20 protein-coding genes and 1 tRNA gene are annotated in these 20,264 nt (G+C 61.4%); 11 read left to right on the top strand and 10 right to left on the bottom strand.

All coding sequences use genetic code 11. From position 1 onward, the window contains the following. The first annotated feature begins 1 nt into the window (after position 1). The gene (locus ACS5Q8_RS01585) at positions 2 to 781 is read left to right on the top strand and encodes a divergent polysaccharide deacetylase family protein (RefSeq protein ID WP_465159772.1); all 780 of its coding nucleotides are present in this window, start codon (positions 2 to 4) and stop codon (positions 779 to 781) included. Here the strand turns inward: ACS5Q8_RS01585 and ACS5Q8_RS01580 are convergent. The 7 genes from ACS5Q8_RS01580 to ACS5Q8_RS01550 all read right to left on the bottom strand — a co-directional run bounded on the left by ACS5Q8_RS01580 (position 772) and on the right by ACS5Q8_RS01550 (position 6,580). Next, on the bottom strand, positions 772 to 1,527 hold the full coding sequence (locus ACS5Q8_RS01580) for a substrate-binding periplasmic protein (RefSeq protein ID WP_426102695.1): 756 nt from the start codon (positions 1,525 to 1,527) through the stop codon (positions 772 to 774). The genes ACS5Q8_RS01585 and ACS5Q8_RS01580 overlap by 10 nt on opposite strands. A gap of 66 nt (positions 1,528 to 1,593) precedes the next feature. Continuing rightward, complete coding sequence (gene hisF / locus ACS5Q8_RS01575; RefSeq protein WP_003171107.1) at positions 1,594 to 2,364, bottom strand: imidazole glycerol phosphate synthase subunit HisF; 771 nt, start codon at positions 2,362 to 2,364, stop codon at positions 1,594 to 1,596. A 9-nt stretch (positions 2,365 to 2,373) separates the two neighbouring features. Next, complete coding sequence (hisA, locus tag ACS5Q8_RS01570) at positions 2,374 to 3,111, bottom strand: 1-(5-phosphoribosyl)-5-[(5-phosphoribosylamino)methylideneamino]imidazole-4-carboxamide isomerase (protein WP_276195865.1); 738 nt, start codon at positions 3,109 to 3,111, stop codon at positions 2,374 to 2,376. Positions 3,112 to 3,150: 39 nt separating this feature from the next. Next, positions 3,151 to 3,408, bottom strand: coding sequence for a DUF2164 domain-containing protein (locus ACS5Q8_RS01565; RefSeq protein ID WP_247397309.1), 258 nt, complete (start codon positions 3,406 to 3,408; stop codon positions 3,151 to 3,153). Then, positions 3,409 to 4,047 (bottom strand): imidazole glycerol phosphate synthase subunit HisH, encoded by a 639-nt coding sequence (gene hisH, locus ACS5Q8_RS01560; RefSeq protein ID WP_145159878.1) that lies wholly within the window; start codon positions 4,045 to 4,047, stop codon positions 3,409 to 3,411. After that, on the bottom strand, positions 4,047 to 4,640 hold the full coding sequence (gene hisB, locus ACS5Q8_RS01555) for an imidazoleglycerol-phosphate dehydratase HisB (RefSeq protein WP_003218037.1): 594 nt from the start codon (positions 4,638 to 4,640) through the stop codon (positions 4,047 to 4,049). Before hisB ends, hisH begins: the two co-directional genes overlap by 1 nt. A gap of 278 nt (positions 4,641 to 4,918) precedes the next feature. After that, on the bottom strand, positions 4,919 to 6,580 hold the full coding sequence (locus tag ACS5Q8_RS01550) for an OFA family MFS transporter (RefSeq protein ID WP_247397308.1): 1,662 nt from the start codon (positions 6,578 to 6,580) through the stop codon (positions 4,919 to 4,921). Positions 6,581 to 6,902: 322 nt separating this feature from the next. Between ACS5Q8_RS01550 and ACS5Q8_RS01545 the strand changes: the two genes are divergently transcribed. The 4 genes from ACS5Q8_RS01545 (at position 6,903) to ACS5Q8_RS01530 (ending at position 10,634) form a co-directional block, all read left to right on the top strand. Continuing rightward, the gene (locus tag ACS5Q8_RS01545; RefSeq protein ID WP_276195864.1) at positions 6,903 to 9,122 is read left to right on the top strand and encodes an AsmA family protein; all 2,220 of its coding nucleotides are present in this window, start codon (positions 6,903 to 6,905) and stop codon (positions 9,120 to 9,122) included. Further along, positions 9,119 to 10,186 (top strand): A/G-specific adenine glycosylase, encoded by a 1,068-nt coding sequence (gene mutY, locus ACS5Q8_RS01540; protein ID WP_276195863.1) that lies wholly within the window; start codon positions 9,119 to 9,121, stop codon positions 10,184 to 10,186. Before ACS5Q8_RS01545 ends, mutY begins: the two co-directional genes overlap by 4 nt. Further along, positions 10,183 to 10,455, top strand: coding sequence for an oxidative damage protection protein (locus tag ACS5Q8_RS01535; RefSeq protein WP_017849944.1), 273 nt, complete (start codon positions 10,183 to 10,185; stop codon positions 10,453 to 10,455). Before mutY ends, ACS5Q8_RS01535 begins: the two co-directional genes overlap by 4 nt. Positions 10,456 to 10,558: 103 nt before the next feature. Next, positions 10,559 to 10,634: transfer RNA gene (locus ACS5Q8_RS01530), tRNA-Phe, on the top strand. A 142-nt stretch (positions 10,635 to 10,776) separates the two neighbouring features. On the opposite strand, the gene ACS5Q8_RS01525 is transcribed toward ACS5Q8_RS01530, so the two are convergent. Both ACS5Q8_RS01525 and ACS5Q8_RS01520 read right to left on the bottom strand, forming a co-directional pair. Further along, the gene (locus tag ACS5Q8_RS01525) at positions 10,777 to 12,384 is read right to left on the bottom strand and encodes an ArnT family glycosyltransferase (RefSeq protein ID WP_465159771.1); all 1,608 of its coding nucleotides are present in this window, start codon (positions 12,382 to 12,384) and stop codon (positions 10,777 to 10,779) included. A 78-nt stretch (positions 12,385 to 12,462) separates the two neighbouring features. Beyond that, positions 12,463 to 13,437, bottom strand: coding sequence for an arsenic resistance protein (locus ACS5Q8_RS01520; protein WP_465159770.1), 975 nt, complete (start codon positions 13,435 to 13,437; stop codon positions 12,463 to 12,465). A gap of 172 nt (positions 13,438 to 13,609) precedes the next feature. Between ACS5Q8_RS01520 and ACS5Q8_RS01515 the strand changes: the two genes are divergently transcribed. The 3 genes from ACS5Q8_RS01515 to ACS5Q8_RS01505 all read left to right on the top strand — a co-directional run bounded on the left by ACS5Q8_RS01515 (position 13,610) and on the right by ACS5Q8_RS01505 (position 15,908). Continuing rightward, on the top strand, positions 13,610 to 14,530 hold the full coding sequence (locus ACS5Q8_RS01515; RefSeq protein ID WP_465159769.1) for an alpha/beta hydrolase family protein: 921 nt from the start codon (positions 13,610 to 13,612) through the stop codon (positions 14,528 to 14,530). 70 nt (positions 14,531 to 14,600) lie between these two features. Beyond that, complete coding sequence (locus tag ACS5Q8_RS01510; protein WP_276195859.1) at positions 14,601 to 15,014, top strand: hypothetical protein; 414 nt, start codon at positions 14,601 to 14,603, stop codon at positions 15,012 to 15,014. 606 nt (positions 15,015 to 15,620) lie between these two features. Further along, positions 15,621 to 15,908, top strand: coding sequence for a hypothetical protein (locus ACS5Q8_RS01505; RefSeq protein ID WP_465160378.1), 288 nt, complete (start codon positions 15,621 to 15,623; stop codon positions 15,906 to 15,908). 80 nt (positions 15,909 to 15,988) lie between these two features. Here the strand turns inward: ACS5Q8_RS01505 and gabP are convergent, their stop codons facing one another. Further along, positions 15,989 to 17,380, bottom strand: coding sequence for a GABA permease (gene gabP, locus ACS5Q8_RS01500; RefSeq protein ID WP_247405981.1), 1,392 nt, complete (start codon positions 17,378 to 17,380; stop codon positions 15,989 to 15,991). A gap of 553 nt (positions 17,381 to 17,933) precedes the next feature. Between gabP and ACS5Q8_RS01495 the strand changes: the two genes are divergently transcribed. The 3 genes from ACS5Q8_RS01495 (at position 17,934) to ACS5Q8_RS01485 (ending at position 20,243) form a co-directional block, all read left to right on the top strand. Next, the gene (locus ACS5Q8_RS01495) at positions 17,934 to 18,707 is read left to right on the top strand and encodes an ABC transporter ATP-binding protein (RefSeq protein ID WP_247405983.1); all 774 of its coding nucleotides are present in this window, start codon (positions 17,934 to 17,936) and stop codon (positions 18,705 to 18,707) included. A gap of 13 nt (positions 18,708 to 18,720) precedes the next feature. After that, the gene (locus ACS5Q8_RS01490; RefSeq protein ID WP_247405986.1) at positions 18,721 to 19,473 is read left to right on the top strand and encodes an ABC transporter substrate-binding protein; all 753 of its coding nucleotides are present in this window, start codon (positions 18,721 to 18,723) and stop codon (positions 19,471 to 19,473) included. A gap of 74 nt (positions 19,474 to 19,547) precedes the next feature. Then, positions 19,548 to 20,243 (top strand): ABC transporter permease, encoded by a 696-nt coding sequence (locus tag ACS5Q8_RS01485; RefSeq protein WP_104904104.1) that lies wholly within the window; start codon positions 19,548 to 19,550, stop codon positions 20,241 to 20,243. Positions 20,244 to 20,264: the final 21 nt, after the last annotated feature.

Genomic DNA, 20,264 nt, shown 5'->3' with positions numbered 1-20,264 from the left:
TATGCGCGCTGCCCTGATCATCGCTGCACTGTGCAGCCTGGCCGGGGTCGCCCACGCGACCCCGGCCAGCGAGCCGCACAAAGCCTACCTGACCCTGATCATCGACGACCTGGGGCAAAACCTGCCCCGAGATCGCCGCGTGCTGGCCCTGCCCGGCCCGGTGACCACGGCGATCATGCCCGACACGCCCCATGCCGCCGAATTCGCCCGCGAAGCGCACAAAGCCGGCAAGGTCGTGATCCTGCACATGCCCATGGACCCGGCCACCGGGCCGTTCGCCTGGCACCCCGAGCTGCCTATCGAAGAACTCGGCAAACGCCTGGACGCCGCGTTCAAGGCCGTGCCCTACACCGCCGGCATCAACAATCACATGGGCAGCCGCATGACCGCCCAGCCCGAAGCCATGGCCTGGCTGATGGGCGAGTTGCAACGGCGTCACAAGTTCTTTGTCGACAGCCGCACCAGCGCGCAGACCGTCGGTGCCGCCGAAGCGCAGAAGATCGGCCTGGCCAGTATCTCGCGGGATGTGTTCCTCGACGATGAACGCACCGAAGCCGCGATCACCACGCAATTGCAGAGCGCAATCAGACTGGCCCATAAACAGGGCTCAGCGGTGATGATCGGCCATCCTTATCCACAGACCCTGGCGGTGCTCGAACGCGAACTGCCCAAGCTCAAGGCCCAGGGCGTGGAATGGATTGATATCAAGCTGATGATCAGCGTGCGCAGCAATCAGGCGATGGCGGCGCACGGCAAGAACGGCACCTATCGCTACAAATAGCGCGCCATGATCTGGTCCAGCAGGCCTTCCTGGCGCAATTGATCCAACGCCGCCTGCAGCTTGGCCACCGTCTCATCCGGCACGTCCTTGTTCAACGCCAGGTACAACTGGGCACTGTTGAAACGCAGGACTGTCTTGAGCCCGGTCACACCGACCTGGCGCGCCAGGTAGCGGCCGGCCGGGTCGCCGGTGGCCCATAGGTCGATCTGACCATCCAGCAGCTTTTGCGCGTTGTCCTGGTCACGCAACACCAGCACGGGCTTGAGGCCACGCCTTTCCAGGGTCTCGGCAATCGCGTCGCCCCTGTAGGCGCCAATCTTGTAGCGCCGCGCCTGCGCCAGTTCGCCAAGTTGGATCTTGCTGTCGGCCTTGGCCAGCATCACCCAGTCGTCCGGGCCGATAGGGCCGACCCATTTGAACAGCGCTTCACGCTCTGGCAGACGAGCCATCACGAACACGCCATAGCCGGGTTTTTCCAGGGCGAGTTTGTAGATCCGCTCCCAAGGAAAGCGCAGGGTGAGGTTGTAGGAAATGCCTGCACGCTTGAAGGTTTCGCGCACGATGTCCACGGCGATGCCTTCGATGTTCTCGTCTGTGGCGAAGTTCTTGCCGTTTTTCGCCATGTTGTAGGGCGGGAAGTTTTCCGTCAGCAACACCAGGGAGGCGTCAGACGATTCTTCGGCTTGAACCGCACCGATCATGAGCACGGAAGTACTGGCGAGGGCGAGCAGCAGGTCTTTGAACATGAAAGTTACCGGAATCCATGGCAAGCGCAGAGAGTGCCGCGCACTTGCCATGGTGTCCAGCAGCGTTTAGCGCACCACGATACCGCGCGCGGCCATGTATGCCTTGGCCTCGGGGACGGTGTATTCGCCAAAGTGGAAAATACTCGCCGCCAGCACGGCGCTGGCGTGGCCTTCGATCACGCCGTCGGCCAGGTGCTGCAGGTTGCCGACGCCGCCAGAGGCGATCACCGGAATGCCCAGCGCATCGCTGATGGCGCGGGTCACGCCGAGGTCGAAGCCGTTTTTCATGCCATCCTGGTCCATGCTGGTCAGCAGGATTTCACCGGCGCCCAGGCCTTCCATCTTCATCGCCCACTCCACCGCGTCCAGGCCGGTCGGCTTGCGCCCGCCGTGGGTGAAGATCTCCCAGCGCGGGGTTTCGCCGGGGCCGGAGACTTTCTTGGCGTCGATGGCCACCACGATGCACTGCGAGCCGAAGTGCTGCGCGGCTTCGCCGACGAACTCCGGGTTGAACACTGCAGCGGTGTTGATCGAGACCTTGTCCGCACCGGCATTGAGCAGGTTGCGGATGTCTTGCACGGTGCGCACGCCGCCGCCCACAGTCAACGGGATGAACACCTGGCTGGCCATGCGCTCGACGGTATGCAGCGTGGTGTCGCGACCGTCGACGCTGGCGGTGATGTCGAGAAAGGTAATCTCGTCGGCACCTTGCTCATCGTAGCGACGGGCGATTTCCACCGGGTCGCCGGCGTCACGGATGTTCTCGAACTTGACGCCCTTGACCACGCGACCGTTGTCGACGTCCAGGCAAGGGATGATGCGTTTGGCCAGCGCCATGGTCAGTCCTCAGCCGTTGTAGGCATCGCAGTAAGCCTGGGCTTCAGCGACGTCCAGGGTACCTTCGTAGATCGCACGGCCGGTGATGGCGCCGATGATCCCAGGGGCCCGGGCGTCCAGCAGCGACTTGATGTCACCCAGGTTATGGATGCCACCGGAAGCGATCACCGGGATCTTAGTGGCTGCCGCCAGCGCAGCGGTGAACGGCACGTTGCAGCCCTGCATCATGCCGTCTTTGGCGATGTCGGTATAAACGATGGCGGACACGCCGCAGGCTTCGAACTGCTTGGCCAGGTCGATCACCTGCACCGTGCTGATTTCAGCCCAGCCGTCGGTGGCGACGAAACCGTCCTTGGCGTCCAGGCCGACGATCACTTTGCCCGGGAACGCACGGCAGGCCTCGGCGACGAAGGCTGGGTCTTTCACGGCCTTGGTGCCGATGATCACGTAGCTCACGCCAGCCTTGACGTAGTGTTCGATGGTTTCCAGGGAGCGGATACCGCCGCCGATCTGGATCGGCAGGTTCGGGTAACGCTTGGCGATCGCGGTCACCACTTCACCATTGACCGGCTGGCCTTCGAAGGCGCCGTTCAAGTCCACCAGATGCAGACGACGGCAACCACCTTCCACCCATTTGGCAGCCATGCTCACCGGGTCGTCGGAGAACACCGTGGAATCTTCCATGCGGCCCTGGCGCAGACGCACGCAAGCGCCGTCCTTGAGATCGATAGCGGGGATAATCAGCATCTGGCAAACCTTATTCGATATTCAGCAATGCTTGGGAAATCAGGGTTTCTCAAGCGACCACAGGTCGCTTTCGATACTTTCGAACCTTTCTCTAAGGAGCGTCTGCGTATCGAAAATCGCCCTGTTGTAATAGTGCGGCGCAACTTCAAGGGTGAACAACTCAAGGATCTCAGCGACCTCGAACGAGCCCAGCTTGAGCTCGAAACGGTCCTCCATGAAGCGCTTGATCTTGTTGGTAGCCTCACGCTCCTGTTCGGGCGTGAGGTTCAGGATCGGCAGCTTCGGCTTCTTGGCCATTTACCAGCGACCGTCCCACGCAGCGAAGTTCTGCAGCAATTGCAGGCCATGTGTATGGCTCTTCTCCGGGTGGAACTGCACCGCAAAACGCGAACCTTCGGCCAGCGCGGCGGCAAAGTCGACGCCATAGTGCCCGCCACCCACCACCTGGCGCGGGTTACCGGCGGCGATGTAATAGCTGTGGACGAAGTAAAAGCGCGCCATGTCCGGGATTTCATGCCACAGCGGGTGATCGACGGTGCGACGCACTTCGTTCCAGCCCATGTGCGGGACTTTCAGATGCTCGCCGTCTTCATGCAGGTCCTTGCCGAAGAACTTCACCTGGCCTGGAAACAAGCCGATGCAGTCCACGCCGTCGTTCTCTTCACTGCTGTCGAGCAAGGCTTGCATGCCCACGCAGATACCCAGGAACGGTCGGTCCTGGCTGACTTCACGCACCAGGCTGTCAAAGCCCAAACGACGAATTTCAGCCATGCAATCGCGAATCGCGCCAACGCCTGGGAACACCACGCGGTCGGCTTCGCGAATCACATTGGCATCGCTGGTGATCAGCACCTTGCCGGCACCTACGTGTTCGAGGGCCTTGGCCACCGAGTGCAGGTTACCCATGCCGTAATCGATAACCGCGACCGTCTGCATTACAGGACGCCCTTGGTCGATGGCATTTGCCCGGCCATACGGTCATCCAGCTCCACCGCCATGCGCAGCGCGCGACCGAATGCCTTGAACACGGTTTCGATCTGGTGGTGGGTGTTGGTGCCGCGCAGGTTGTCGATGTGCAGGCTGACGAGTGCGTGGTTGACGAAACCCTGGAAGAATTCCTGGAACAGGTCAACGTCGAAACCGCCCACGGTGGCGCGGGTGTAGGGCACGTGCATCTGCAGGCCTGGGCGGCCGGAGAAGTCGATGACCACACGCGACAGCGCTTCATCCAGCGGGACATAGGCGTGGCCGTAGCGACGGATGCCTTTCTTGTCGCCGATGGCCTTGGCAAACGCCTGGCCGAGGGTGATACCGACATCCTCCACCGTGTGGTGGTCGTCGATATGCAGGTCGCCCTTGCTGACGATATCCAGGTCGATCAGCCCATGACGGGCGATCTGGTCCAGCATGTGCTCAAGAAAAGGTACACCGATATCAAATCGGGCCTTTCCGGTGCCATCCAGGTTGATCGAGGCTTTGATCTGGGTTTCCAGAGTGTCGCGCTCGACGGACGCCTTACGTTCGGCCATCACCAGCTCCGCAAAATCATTGGGCGAAAAAGGCAGCCATTATAGGGGCGCCGGCGCTAAACAGAAACATCGAAGGGGATAAGACTGACGAGTTGAAGCGAGGAGGGTCGGGGATAGACATGTGCGTACAAGTAGGGGGGCGGGCTTGCGTGGCGAGGGAGCTTGCTCCCGCTGGGCTGCACAGCAGCCCCAAAACCTGTCACCGCGACCTGCCTGAGGCATGCGGTAAATCGATTGGGGTCGCGCCACAACAAGACTGCCCACAGGGGCAGACGGTCTTAGTGGAACAGTACCGCCGTCTTCTGCAGGGTCACCCACACACCCCACGCCAACGGAATACCCACGACCAACCATGCCGCGACAGCCAGCGGCTTGCTGCCGGCGGAGGCTTGCCATTCGAGCACGGTGCTCGAATCGGCGCCCTTGTCATGGCCCAGCGCCTGTTCGGCGGCCAGTTCGGCGTCGGTCATGAAGTACTTGTCGTCCACCGGGCGCACCAGCAAGTTGCAGATGAAACCCAGCACCAGCAGGCCGGCGAGGATGTACAAGGTGATGTCGTAGGCAGCGGCGCGTTCGACGCCGATGCTCAACTGATACTCACGCAGGTAGTTCACCAACACCGGGCCCAGCACGCCCGCCGCAGCCCAAGCGGTCAGCAGGCGACCGTGGATCGCGCCGACCATCTGGGTGCCGAACAGGTCGGCCAGGTAAGCCGGAACGGTCGCAAAACCGCCGCCGTACATCGACAGGATGATGCAGAACGCCGCCACGAACAGCGCCACGTTGCCCAGGTGCCCCAGGTTCGGGATCAGTGCATACAGGGCAAAGCCCAGGGCGAAGAACACGAAGTAGGTGTTTTTACGGCCAAGGTAGTCGGAGAACGACGCCCAGAAGAACCGGCCACCGATGTTGAACAGGCTCAACAACCCGGTAAAGCCCGCCGCAATCGCCGCGATCGACGCCAGTTGCCCGGCATTCAGTTGACCGAACGGCACATCCACACCCAGCAACTTGCCGCCGAACACTTCCTGCAGCAGCGGCGAAGCCATGCCGAGGATGCCGATACCGGCAGATACGTTCAGGCACAGCACCAGCCATACCAGGCGGAATTGCGGAGTTTTCCAGGCCACGTTCACGTGAACGTGACGGTGGGTGATCATCGCGTTGCTGGCTTTTTTCTCCGGTGCGGTCCAGCCCTCAGGCTTCCAGCCGGTCGGCGGGACGCGGTACGACAGTGCGCCACCGATCATGAACACGAAGTAAATCGCCGCCATCACCAAAAAGCTCTGCCACACGCCCACGCTGGTTGGCGAAGCGAAGTGCCCCATCAGCGCCGCCGCCAGGGGCGCACCCACCATTGCGCCGCCGCCGAAGCCCATGATCGCCATGCCGGTAGCCATGCCGCGCTTGTCCGGGAACCACTTGATCAGGGTCGACACGGGCGAGATATAGCCCAGCCCCAGGCCGATACCGCCAATGACGCCGGAGCCGATCCACATCAACCAGATCTGGTGGGTATAAATCCCCAGCGCCGAAATCAGCAGGCCGCCACACCAGCACAATGCCGAGACGACGCCCGCCTTGCGTGGCCCGGCATGTTCCAGCCAGCCGCCCCAGATCGCTGCCGAGCAGCCCAGGAAGATGAAGAACAGGGTGTAGATCCAGCCGAGCATGGAGATCGGCCAGTCGCACTGGGACGAGAAGACCTGGGCGATAAAGCTCATATCCGGCGCGCAGGCGACCGGCGTGGTGATCCCCAGCGCCTTGGACAGCGGCAGCCAGAACACCGAAAAGCCGTAGGCCATGCCGATACACAGGTGGATGGCCAGGGCGGCCGGTGGAACCAGCCAACGGTTGAACCCGGGCTTGGCGATGATGCGCTCCTTGGACAGGAACGCAGGCTGCGCGGCAGTGATACCCGCCGCAGTGCTAGTGCTCATTGGTGTTTCCCCCAGTTATTAGTATGTGTTCGTCAGGCGCGCTCTCCTTCGGCCTTGCACGCAAAGCGTGGCCGTTTTGTTGAATAGAACTCCATTTAAAGCGCGACGTTACGTCGCAGAAGGCGGACGAACGCGCAGAGATTAGCATCAACGGCGTACAGAAAAACCAAAGTGCCACTACCTTTTGGGAATTATTTGTGTTTTTTGACGCCAGAATACCGTCCCGACGCTAGATACAATGTAACGATCCGTGAACTGACGCAGGCCATCGGGCGCTATACTCTGCGGCTAAATTTTGAAATCGACATACAAGGACTCGCCCATGAAAGCGTTCGGCAAAATCCTGGGTCTGGTACTTCTCGGGCTGTTGCTGATCATTGTGGCTCTCGGCTTTGCCCTGACCCATCTCTTCGATCCCAACGACTACAAAGACGAGATTCGCCAGATTGCCCGCGACAAGGCCCACATCGAGCTGACGCTCAATGGCGACATCGGCTGGAGCCTGTTCCCCTGGCTGGGCCTGGAACTGCACGAAGCCAGCGTCGCGACCCTGACCACCCCGACCCAACCGTTCGCCGATCTGCAGATGCTCGGCCTGTCGGTACGCGTGCTGCCGCTGCTGCGCCGCGAAGTACAGATGAGCGATGTGCGTGTCGAAGGCCTGAACCTGCGCCTCAACCGCGACAAGCAAGGCCACGGCAACTGGGAAGACATCGGCAAGAACGCCCCCGAGGCGACCACCGATACCCCAGCCCCAGCGCAACCGGCGGAACCGGCGACCGAGGTGAAGGCAGAGAAACCGCCGCAGCCCATCCGCCTGGACATCGACAGCCTGACCATCAACAACGCCCGCATCGAATACAACGATGAACAGACCGGCAAGCAGTTCAGCGCCGAAAGCATCCAACTGAGTGCGGGCGCCATCCACGAAGGGGCAAGTATTCCGCTGAAGCTCACCGCGTTCCTCGGCAGCAACCAGCCGGTCATGCGCGTCAAGACCGAACTCAACGGCAACCTGCGCATTCAGCGTGCGCTCAAGCGTTATCAGTTCGAAGACATGAGGATCAGTGGTGAAGCCACCGGCGAGCCGCTGCAAGGCAAAACCGTGACCTTCTCCACCCAAGGCCAACTGCTGGTGGACCTGGCGGCCAACATTGCCGAATGGACCAACCTGAAACTCTCGGCCAACCAGTTGCGCGCCCTCGGCGAACTGAAGGTCAACGACCTGGACAAGACCCCGCAGATCAGCGGCGCGCTGTCCATCGCCCAGTTTGACCTGGCCAAGTTCCTCGACAGCATCGGCAACCCGCTGCCACCGATGGCCGAGGACAGCCTGAGCAAGGTCGAGCTGGTCAGCCGCCTCCAAGGCACGCCCACCCGCCTGGCCCTGGAAGACCTCAACCTGAAACTCGACAGCAGCACCTTCACCGGCCGCGTCGCCGTGGACGATTTCGCCAAGCAATCGCTGCGCGTGCAACTCAAGGGTGACACCTTCAACGCCGACGACTACCTGCCGGTCAAGTCCGAATCCGCCAAGGGCGCAACCGCCGCACGCCAAGCCGAAGTTCAGGACAGCGAAGCCGGCGCCATGGCCGCCGGCGGCACCACACCGCTGCCGGACGCCCCCACCAAAGGCGCCTGGAGCACCGACAAGCTGCTGCCGTTGACCCGCCTGCGCACACTGGACGTGGAGGCCGACCTGGCCTTCGGCCAACTGACCCTGAGCAAGCTGCCGATCCAGAACGCCGTGCTCAAGGCCAGCGGCCTCAACGGCCAGCTCAAGCTCGAAAGCCTGAGCGGCGGCCTCTACAACGGCAGCTTCCAGGCCAATGGCAGCCTCGATGTACGCCAGGATATTCCAGTGCTGGCGCTGCAAAGCCATATCAAGCAAGTGCCGGTCGAACGCATCCTGCAAGCCCAGGGGCAGACGCCGCCGATCAAGGGCCAGATCACCCTCGACAGCAACCTCAGCGGCCGAGGCAACAGCCAAAAGGCACTGATCGATAGCCTCAACGGCAACGCCAGCTTCGTGATCAACAACGGCGTGCTGCTCAATGCCAACCTTGAACAGCAACTGTGTACCGGCATCGCCCTGCTCAACCGCAAGACCCTGAGCAGCGAGCCACGCGCCAAGGACACACCGTTCCAGGAATTGAAGGGCAACCTGACGTTCCGCAACGGCGTGGCCAATAACCCCGACCTGAAGGTGCGCATCCCGGGCCTCACGGTCAACGGCAACGGCGACATCGATCTGCGCGTGCTGGGTATGGATTATCGCGTCGGCATCGTCGTCGAGGGTGACCAGCGCGAAGTGCCGGACCCTGCGTGCGAGGTAGGCGCCAACTTCCAGGGCATCGAAGTCCCGCTGCGCTGCCGTGGCCCGCTGGAGCTGGGCGCCAAGGCGTGCCGCCTGGACAAGGACGGCCTCGGCCAGGTCGCCATCAAGGCCGCCGGCAACCGCCTCAACGAGAAGCTGGAAGAGAAGCTCGACAAAGTTAACCCACAGTTGAAAGACGCGTTGAAAGGCCTGTTCAAACGATGAAAAACGAGCAGTTTTCCGAGGCGGTACTGAACTGGTACGACCGCCACGGTCGCCATGACCTGCCTTGGCAACAGGGCATCACGCCCTACCGGGTGTGGGTCTCGGAGATCATGCTGCAACAGACCCAGGTCAGCACCGTGCTCAATTACTTCGACCGCTTCATGGCCTCCCTGCCAACGGTCGAAGCCCTGGCCGCCGCACCGGAAGACGAGGTACTGCACCTGTGGACCGGCCTGGGTTACTACACCCGCGCGCGCAACCTGCAGAAGACCGCGAAGATTGTCGTGGCCGAGTACGCCGGCGAGTTTCCCCGCGACGTGGAGAAACTCACCGAACTGCCTGGCATCGGCCTGTCCACCGCCGGCGCGATCGCCAGCCTGAGCATGGGCCTGCGCGCGCCGATCCTCGATGGCAACGTCAAACGCGTGCTGGCACGCTTTACCGCGCAGGAAGGCTACCCAGGCGAACCCAAGGTGGCCAAACAACTCTGGGCCACCGCAGAGCGCTTCACGCCCCACGACCGCGTCAACGCCTACACCCAGGCGATGATGGACATGGGCGCCACCCTTTGCACCCGCAGCAAGCCCAGTTGCCTGCTATGCCCGCTGGAAAAAGGCTGCGAAGCCCACATGCTCGGCCTGGAGACGCGCTACCCGATCCCCAAGCCGCGCAAGACCATCCCCCAGAGGCGCACGCTGATGCCCATGCTCGCCAACGGCGACGGCGCGATCCTGCTTTACCGTCGCCCGTCCACGGGCCTGTGGGGCGGTCTGTGGAGCTTGCCGGAGCTGGACGACCTGCAAGACCTCGAACACCTCGCCCACCAGCACGCGCTGGAACTGGGTAAACAACAGGAACTGCCGGGGCTGATCCACACCTTCAGCCACTTCCAACTGGCCATCGAACCCTGGCTGGTCCAGGTCGAGGAATCTGCCCACCACGTGGCCGAGGCCGACTGGCTCTGGTATAACCTCGCCACCCCGCCGCGCCTGGGCCTTGCCGCCCCGGTGAAAAAACTGCTGAAGCGCGCGGCCGACGTATTGAACGCAGGAGTTTCGTCATGACCCGCACCATCATCTGCCGCAAGTACCACGAAGAACTGCCCGCCCTGGAGCGCGCCCCGTTCCCGGGTGCCAAGGGCCAGGACATTTTCGATCACGTCTCCGCCAAAGCCTGGGCCGACTGGCAGAAACACCAAACGCTGCTGATCAACGAAAAGCGCCTGAACATGATGAACGCCGAAGACCGCAAATACCTGCAAGGCGAGATGGACAAGTTCTTTTCCGGCGAGGATTACGCCAAGGCCGAAGGCTACGTGCCGCCTGCTCAATAATTGAGCAAAAATCGGGGTCGGCACGTAAGCGACGGTAATAATTAAATATTTTTTGAAAACTTGCTTGACGACCCCCTGAAAAACCAGTTTAATGCGCCCCGTTGCCCAGATAGCTCAGTCGGTAGAGCAGGGGATTGAAAATCCCCGTGTCGGCGGTTCGATTCCGTCTCTGGGCACCACTATTAAGTTTCAGGTGGTGCAAGTATCATCTGAAGCACACAAAAAACCCGCCCAGTGCGGGTTTTTTGTTGTCTTCGTTTTACCGATCCAAAGCGGGGCGGCTCACCGCCGCCCCAGCATGCAATACCCGCCTCGCGCCGTCTACTTGAGCAAAAACACCAACAACGGATTGTCGTTCAGTCGTCCGTTGAACATCGGTGCCAGGTGCTCCACTGGAGTCCCCTTCAACTGCTCGGTTTCCTTGCGCGCCACGATCACCCAGGACGGCCGCGGCAGTGCCTCCAACTGATCCAGTTGGTTGCGCCCGATAAACAGCGGCTGCTCGTCGTGATCCAGGTTCATCATGTAGCGCACCCCCCAGGTGTCCCGCCCAAGGCCGACAAACACCAACGTTCCCGGTTCTTCTGCGCGAAGCGCTTCCACCTGACTGACAAACTGCCGGGTGTCGAACTGCAGGTCCTTGGCCGGCTCCACCACCGTCACCAGCAACAACCACTGCGCGGCCAGTGCGATCGCACTGAGCCACACCAAGCGCCCCTCCCGGCGCCAGGCGATCAATGCCGCCACCTGCAGGATCACCAACACGCCGATCAGCAACGGCAACGAAACATCCGGCCAGTAACCGTGCTTTTGCCACCCGTGCCGACACACAAAGACTGCAACCACGCACAACGCCGGCAGCGCTGCGACGAGCCACGTGTAACAGCGACGCAGCCCGACAAACCCTTTCTGCGCGTGGAGCAGCCCATAGGCGGCGACAGCGGCAAACATCGGCACCATGGGCAGGATGTAATAAGCGCGCTTGAAGTGCGGCACCGACAGCCCGAGCAGAATCATCAAGCCGCAGGCGCCGAGCCGTGCGACCAGCTGCACGTCGTCGCTGCCCCAGCGTTCCGACCAGCGATGCCGCAGCGCAACCATGCTCGCCAAGGCCAGGGGCACCACGGGGAAGTAACGGTACAGGCTCAGTTGGAAGTAGAAATAGAACGGTTCGCCGGTTTCATCGAGGCGCCCACCGACTTGCATCTTGAACACTTCATCGGCAAAGGCCTGGCCCCCACTGATCCGTGCCAATTGCATCAGCAGCCACCAGCAACACGCCAACAGCAGCAACCCGAGAACGCCGTGGATCAGCACTTGCTTGAGCCGCTCTCCCGGGCGACCCAACGCCCAGTACACGCAGACCACACCGCAGACTTCGATCAAGCCCAACGGCCCGCGAATCGCAAAGCCCAGGATGAACAGCGGGAACACCGCCAGCCGCCGTAGGCGCGAGCCAAGGCGTTCGCCACTGTGCAGCAGGTAGAAGCTGCCGACGCATAACAGCGCCACCATCTGATCCAGGCACACCGAGCGCGACTTTTCGAGCAACTGGGTGGTGAGCAAGGTCAGCAGCACCGTCAGCAGCGCCCAGGGGCGACTGGAAGGGACCAGCAAGCGATAGATCAGCGCCACCACTCCGGCAGAGGCCAACGCGGTGGGCAGGATATTCGCCAGGTGGTTGGGCGCGCCGAACCACCGGGCGAATACAAAACTGAAGAACGTCGCGGTACCGGGATAGTCCGCGTAAGGCTGGCCGTAGGTGGTCGGAAAAAGACTCGCCCCATGACGAAACATTTCCTGCAGGAACAGCGCCCAGCGCCCGTCAAACCCTTGGGGCTGCTGATCCCAGATTCCCAAGGTAAACAGCAACAAAGCAATCAGGAAAATGCCCAGGGACTCCAGGCGAAAACGGTTGCGGTGATCCATCGATTTTCCTGCCAGGTGGGAAGCGCCGGGTTATGGTGCCGAACGCATCCCAAATAGCGCCTGAACAGACCTGAACATTCATGCTTCTGGCCGATCTGCGCGCCACACCAACGCCGGGATCAGGCGAACGTAGATCAACTCGCCAATCAACTCGACCAGGGTTTGCAGGATCACCGCCGTCGCAGCCAACCCGCGCACGCCTTCGGGCAACGCCAGCGCCAGGGGCAACACCACCAGCGAGTTACGCGTCGACGCGCTGAACGTTACCGCCCGCGCCGTGACCGCCGGCAGCGCGAACAGTCGCGCGGCGAACATCCCCATCAATGGCGCCAGCAGCACAAAGCCGACGTAGACCGGAATCACCGGCAGCAGCAGGCCGATATCGCGCACCACCGAGGTGATTTGCGAGCCGATCACCACAAACAGCACCGCTGCCATCGCCGGCACCGGCAACCAGGCCCAGGCACTGTTCCAAGCGTTGACGACCGAAGATCGCCGCGCCAGCGACGTGGTGCTCACCGCCAGCACCATCGGCACCACGATCAACAACAGGAACGCCTCGACAAACGGCCGCACTTCCACCACCACCGCGGACTGCGCACCCAGGATCAAACCCAGGTACACCGGCAACAACACCAACTGCAGCAACAACAGCACCGGCGTCGCGGCCAGCATCAAGCGCGAATCGCCCTTGCCGATATGGGTAAACACCACCACGTAGTCGATGCACGGCGTCAGCAACACCAGCAACGCGCCCACCAGCAAGGCCGGGCGCTCCACCAGGCCACGCGTCAGTAGCCACACCAGCATGGGCACAAGGATGAAATTGGCCAGCAGCAACGCCGCCAGGAAACGCTGGTTGCCCAAACCTTGGCGCAGCGCCAGAAACGGGATTTGCAGGAACATCGCATACATCAGCACCGCGATGGCCGGCGTGACCAGCAAGCCGAGGCCATGCGCCAATGACGGCGCGAGCAGACCGAAAGCGGCGGCCAGGAGGACGGCGACGAAGTACAGCGGGATCTGGCGGTGTTCGAGGGTGTTGCGGGTCATGGGCTGACTCAGCTCGATCGAAAGATCGCCAGCCTAAGCACCCAAGAGGATAACGTCGAGCAACGTGACAGTCTTCGTGCCCATGACGGCCTAAATTTGGTAGTTTCGACTTCTTATAAAAAGCGCGCGGGCCTACACGCCCACAACAAAAGCGCAGATATCGAGTTGACCTATGGACCTGCCCACCAGACCCACCCCCGAAGCATTCCTCGACCCCGCCGCAGACGGCTACCCGCTTGGCGGCTTCACCTGGCGCCATATCCGAACCGACCTTACGCGCTCGGTCGTCATCATCAACGCCGCCACCTCCGTGCGCTGTCGCCACTATTCACGCTTTGCCGACTACCTGTTCGCCAACGGCTTCGACGTCATCACCTACGACTATCGCGGCATCGGCGAGTCTCGCTGCGGCTCGCTGCGAGGCTTCAAAGCCTCATGGTCGGATTGGGGCAGCCTGGATTTCGAGGCGATATTGCAGCGGGCGCAGCGCGAGTTCCCGGGGCAGCCGATCGACGTGGTCGGTCACAGCTTTGGCGGTTGTGCGGCGGGGCTGGGGGCGTCGGGCGCGGTGATTCGGCGCCTGGTGACGGTGGGCGCACAATTCGCCTATTGGCGCGATTACGCGGCGAGCGGGCGTTGGCGGATGGTTGGCAAGTGGCATGTGCTGATGCCACTGGTAACGGCGCTGTTCGGCTACTTCCCGGGCAAGCGCCTGGGCTGGCTGGAGGATACCCCGGCCGGCGTGGTGCGGGACTGGAGTACGCCGACGCCCAGCTATGAAACACGGCCCAGCGCGCGCGACTTGGGCGAACTAACCTTTGCTCGGGTAACGGCGCACGTGCTGGCGATCAGCATCACCGACGATCCCTTCGGCACCGTGCCGGCCATCGAGCGGTTGCTGAACTACTTCGACCGCAGCGAACGCACTCACCTGCGCATCGCTCTTGGTGATATTGGAGAAACGCAGGTCGGGCATTTCGCATTCTTTCGCAGCGAATATAAGGATCGCTTGTGGCCGATTGCACTGGCGTGGCTAAAGCATGGCGAGCTGACACCCGGCACACCGGGCCAACGCATGGCGACGCGTGCTTAGAACTCCTTGGGATTTTCCCCAACCTGCGCTTCAATACCCGATCCAGATCCTGAACCAAGGACGTGAGCCCATGGCCTCGCCAGACAAGCAGCAAAAACGCGCCCACCGGGCAAAGGCCAAGGCCAAGCAAAACCGCACCCAACGCGCCGTCGCAACCAAGCCGGATGCGTTTGCCGGCGATGACAGCCGCATCGATCTTGAGTCGGTGGATTTGACCGAACTGTTTGTCGAGATGCGCACTGCCGGCGAAATCAGCCAGCAAGCGCTGTGCGCGGTGTTCCTGGCGCACCCGCTGTTGGCATTGGTGCTGGAGCAGGAAGGCGAAGAAGACGCCACCGACTTTATCCTGGCGGCACTGATCGAATATCGGCAGTGGGCCACCGACACCGAGGATGAAGCGGCGGCGCTGGCGTGGATCGAGTCGTCGGCGTTTCAGGCGGACTACGTCGCCGCATCCCAGGCGCTGGTGACTTCCCAAGACTGACGCAAAAAAATGTGGGAGGGGGCTTGCCCCCGATTCCAGTGTGTCAGTCGATATCTAATTGACTGATACATCGCTATCGGGGGGCAAGCCCCCTCCCACATTTTAACTGCGGCGCAATCAAGCACCGCATTCCATCACATCAATTCAGCGCGCCGTCGCAACCAAGCCGGATGCGTTTTGCGCGGTGTTCCTGGCGCACCCACTGTTGGCATTGGTGCTGGAGCAGGAAGGCGAAGAAGACGCCACCAACTTCAAGACTGACGCAAAAAAATGTGGGAGGGGGCTTGCCCCCGATTCCGGTGTGTCAGTCGACATCTAATTGACTGATACACCACTATCGGGGGCAAGCCCCCTCCCACATTTGAACTGCGGCGCAATCAAGCACCGCATTCCATCACATCAATTCAGCGCGCCGTCGCAACCAAGCCGGATGCGTTTGCCGGCGAAATCAGCCAGCACGCGCTGTGCGCGGCGTTCCTCGCGCACCCACTGTTGGCATTGGTGCTGGAGCAGGAAGGCGAAGAAGACGCCACCAACTTCAAGACTGACGCAAAAAAATGTGGGAGGGGGCTTGCCCCCGATTCCGGTGTGTCAGTCGATATCTAATTGACTGATACACCACTATCGGGGGGCAAGCCCCCTCCCACATTTGAACTGCGGCGCAATCAAGCACCGCATTCCATCACATCAATTCAGCGCGCCGTCGCAACCAAGCCGGATGCGTTTGCCGGCGAAATCAGCCAGCACGCGCTGTGCGCGGCGTTCCTCGCGCACCCACTGTTGGCATTGGTGCTGGAGCAGGAAGGCGAAGAAGACGCCACCAACTTCAAGACTGACGCAAAAAAATGTGGGAGGGGGCTTGCCCCCGATAGCGGTGTGTCAGTCGATATCTAATTGACTGATACACCGCTATCGGGGGCAAGCCCCCTCCCACATTTGAACTGCGGCGCACTCAAGCACCGCCTTCCATCACATCAATTCAGCACCGCAGCGCCGACTCTCTGTGCCTTGCGACGGCTCGAAACGAACAGCCCCGCCGCCACCACCAGCAAGCTCAGGACCCCGGTCGCGATGATCTCGACCCGATGGGCTTCCTGGAACAGCATGATGGTCAGCGTACCAACGATGAACACCATCACCGCGTAGGTGAGGCCTGGGAACAGCCACATCTTGAAGACAAGCGTCTCGCCCGCCGCAATACGTTTCTGACGCATGCGCAGTTGCGACACCGCGATCACCAGGTAAACCAGCAACGCGATGGCACCGGAACTGGCCAGCAGGAATTCAAACACTGCCGCCGGCGCCACGTAGTTGGCGAAGACCGCCAGGAACGCTGCGCCCGTGGACAGCATCACCGCCCAGTAAGGCGTGCCGCTTTTGTTGGTGCGCTTGGCCACGGCGGGTGCATCACCACGACGGCCCAGGGAGAACAGCATGCGCGAGGCGGTGTACAGCGCCGAGTTGAGGCAGCTGGTCACGGCAACCAAGACCACCAGATCGACGATCAGCTTGGCATTCGGGATGCCCATGCCTTCCAGCACGGTCTGGTAGGAACCTACGGCAGCCAGGGTCGGATCGTTCCAAGGCACCAGGGACACCACGATGAAGATCGACAGCAGGTAGAACAAACCAATCCGCCAGATCACCGAGTTGGTGGCCTTGGTGATTTGCTGGCCCGGGTCCTTCGACTCAGCGGCAGCGATGGTGACAATCTCGGTGCCCATGAACGAGAACATGGTGGTCAGGATCGCCGCCAGGACCGCGCCCATGCCGTTCGGCATGAAGCCCTGGGTGTCGAAAAGGTGAGAGACACCGCTGACCTGGCTGTTCGGCAGGAAGCCGAAGATCGCCAGCAGGCCGAGGATCACAAAGCCGACGATCGCCACGACTTTGATCAGCGCAAACCAGAACTCGAACTCACCGTAGTGCTTCACGCTGAACAGGTTGGTCGCCGTCAGCAGCAAGGTGATGATCAGGGTAAACGCCCAGATGGCCACGTTGGGGAACCAGGCATTAAGAATGGTCGCGGCGGCGTTGGCTTCCAATGGAATCACCAGCACCCAGAACCACCAGTACAGCCAGCCGATGGTGAAACCGGCCCAGTGCCCGATCGCCCGATCAGCGTAGGTAGAGAACGAACCGGTGTCCGGTGACGCCACGGCCATCTCGGCCAACATGCGCATCACCAATACCACCAGCGCGCCGGCAGCGGCATAGGCCAGCAGTACCGCAGGGCCGGCGGCAGCAATCGCGTGGCCGGAGCCGACAAACAAACCGGCACCAATGACGCCGGCAATCGAGAGCATGGTGACGTGACGCGGTTTGAGCCCCTGTTCGAGGTCATTGGAGCTTTGCGTACTACTCATTGACACACCTATACGAGGAATTGCGAAAACGATCCGCCCGGTGTGTGCCTTCCTCGTGAAAAGAAACAAACAGGGCGTTCTTTATTTTTTACGCAATATTTGCGCCAAAATGTTACAAAACCCCAATTGACGCGGGCTGTAGGACGATCCAACAGCCCTCGCAAGTCATTGAGAATCATGGCATTCCGCTATAGCGTTACCGAGCGACCCACTTTTACCCGAACGCGCGCACCATAAATACACACAAAAAGTACGTAACGCCCCATAAGAGGGCCGAGGAATACCGTTTGCCCGGTTAACCCTTCCAACACCCGCCCAAAGCTGGCACCATCGCGCCCTTTTTCACGCGAAGCCTGCGGGATTTTCAGGTTCGAACGGCTGTTCGGTTGTTGCTGGCGCGACACGCTGCTGTGCCGATGCGACACCCTGCCGCAGACCACCTGTTGACCATCCGCCGCGCTGTTGGCTGCCATCCAAACGCTATGCTAGCTTGGCGCCTCGCCAGGAAGGCGACCCAACAGCAGGAACGCAACGAACACAATGAGGACCGCACATGGCTCTGGCCGCGCCCGCGCTTGAAATCCGCAACTTGCATAAACGCTATGGTGAGCTGGAGGTACTCAAAGGTATCTCGCTGACCGCTCGCGATGGCGATGTGATCTCGATCCTGGGTTCCTCCGGCTCCGGCAAGTCCACATTCCTGCGTTGCATCAACCTGCTGGAAAACCCGCACCAGGGGCAGATCCTGGTGGCCGGCGAAGAGCTCAAGCTCAAGGCGGCGAAGAACGGCGAGTTGATGGCCGCCGACGGCAAGCAGATCAACCGCCTGCGCAGCGAAATCGGGTTTGTGTTTCAAAACTTTAACCTGTGGCCGCACATGAGCATCCTCGACAACATCATCGAGGCCCCACGCCGTGTACTCGGCCAGAGCAAGGCCGAAGCCATCGAAGTAGCCGAAGCCCTGCTGGCCAAGGTCGGCATCAGCGACAAGCGCCACGCCTACCCCGCGCAATTGTCCGGCGGCCAGCAGCAACGGGCGGCTATCGCGCGCACCCTGGCGATGCAGCCCAAAGTCATCCTGTTCGACGAGCCCACCTCGGCCCTTGACCCGGAAATGGTCCAGGAAGTACTTAATGTGATCCGCGCGCTGGCCGAAGAAGGCCGCACCATGCTGCTGGTCACCCATGAAATGGGCTTCGCCCGCCAGGTGTCCAGTGAAGTGGTGTTCCTGCACCAGGGCCTGGTCGAAGAGCAAGGATCGCCACAGCAGGTGTTTGACAACCCGCTTTCGGCGCGCTGCAAACAATTCATGTCCAGCAACCGCTAACGGAGCAACCTGCATGCAGAACTATAAAAAATTCCTTCTGGCCGCGGCCGTTTCGATGGCGTTCAGCGCCACGGCCATGGCAGAAACCCTGAAAATGGGGATCGAAGCGGCCTACCCGCCGTTCAACAATAAAGATGCCAGCGGCAACGTCGTCGGCTTCGACAAAGACATCGGCGACGCCCTCTGCGCCAAGATGAAAGTCGAGAAGTGCGAAGTGTATGTGTCGGACTGGGACGGCATCATCCCAGCGCTGAACGCCAAGAAGTTCGACTTCCTGGTGTCCTCGCTGTCGATCACCGACGAACGCAAACAAGCCGTCGACTTCACCGACCCGTACTACTCCAACAAGCTGCAGTTCATCGCGCCGAAAGCCACAGCAGACTTCAAGCCCGACGCGGATTACCTGAAGGGCAAGATTATCGGCGCACAACGCGCAACGTTGGCCGGTACCTACCTGGAAGACAAGCTGCCTGACACCACCGCCAAGCTCTACGACACCCAGGAAAACGCCTACCTCGACCTCACATCAGGTCGCCTGGACGGCATCCTCGCCGACAAGTACGTGCAGTACGAATGGCTCAAGAGCAAAGACGGTTCCGCCTACGAGTTCAAGGGCGACCCGGTGGTCGAGAGCGACAAGATCGGTATCGCCGTGCGCAAAGGCGACCCGCTGCGCGAACGCCTGAACAAAGCCCTGGCAGAGATCAAGGCCGACGGCACCTACAAGAAGATCAACGACAAGTACTTCCCTTTCAGCATCGAATGATCTGAACGGTATGCCCGGCGCGCTCCCAGGGGCGCGTCGGCTTTCAGCCTTGCCTGCCGCGATATGAAAACACCATGAATTTCGATCTCTACGGATTCGGCCCGGCGCTCGCCGCTGGCGCGCTGATGACCGTCAAGCTGGCGCTCACGGCCCTGTGCCTGGGGCTGGTACTCGGCCTGGCCGGCGCTTTGGCCAAGACTTCCCCGTACAAGCCGTTGCAATGGCTGGGCGGGGCTTACTCGACCCTCGTTCGCGGTATTCCCGAACTGTTGTGGGTGCTGCTGATTTACTTCGGCACGGTCAACCTGATGCGTGCCCTCGGGGAGTTTTTCGGTAACCCCGACCTGTCTCTCAGCGCCTTTGCCGCCGGGGTCATCGCCCTGGGCCTGTGCTTTGGCGCTTACGCCACGGAAGTGTTCCGTGGCGCGATCCTCGCCATTCCCAAGGGCCACCGCGAAGCCGGTGTGGCATTGGGCCTGTCGAAATTTCGCATCTTCACCCGCTTGATCATGCCGCAGATGTGGCGCATTGCCCTGCCGGGCCTGGGCAACCTGTTCATGATCCTGATGAAAGACACCGCGCTGGTATCGGTGATCGGTCTTGAAGAAATCATGCGCCATGCGCAGATCGGTGTGACCGTGACCAAGCAGCCGTTCACCTTCTTCATGGTGGCGGCGTTCATGTACCTGGGCCTCACCGTGCTGGCCATGACCGGCATGCACTTCCTGGAAAAACGCGCCAGTCGTGGCTTTGCAAGGAGCACCCAATGAGCGGCGACTATAGCTGGCTGT

This window comes from Pseudomonas sp. PAMC25584, assembly GCF_058135675.1.
Note: the sequence above shows the minus strand (reverse complement) of the source record. Positions and strands in the feature narration are given on the sequence as shown.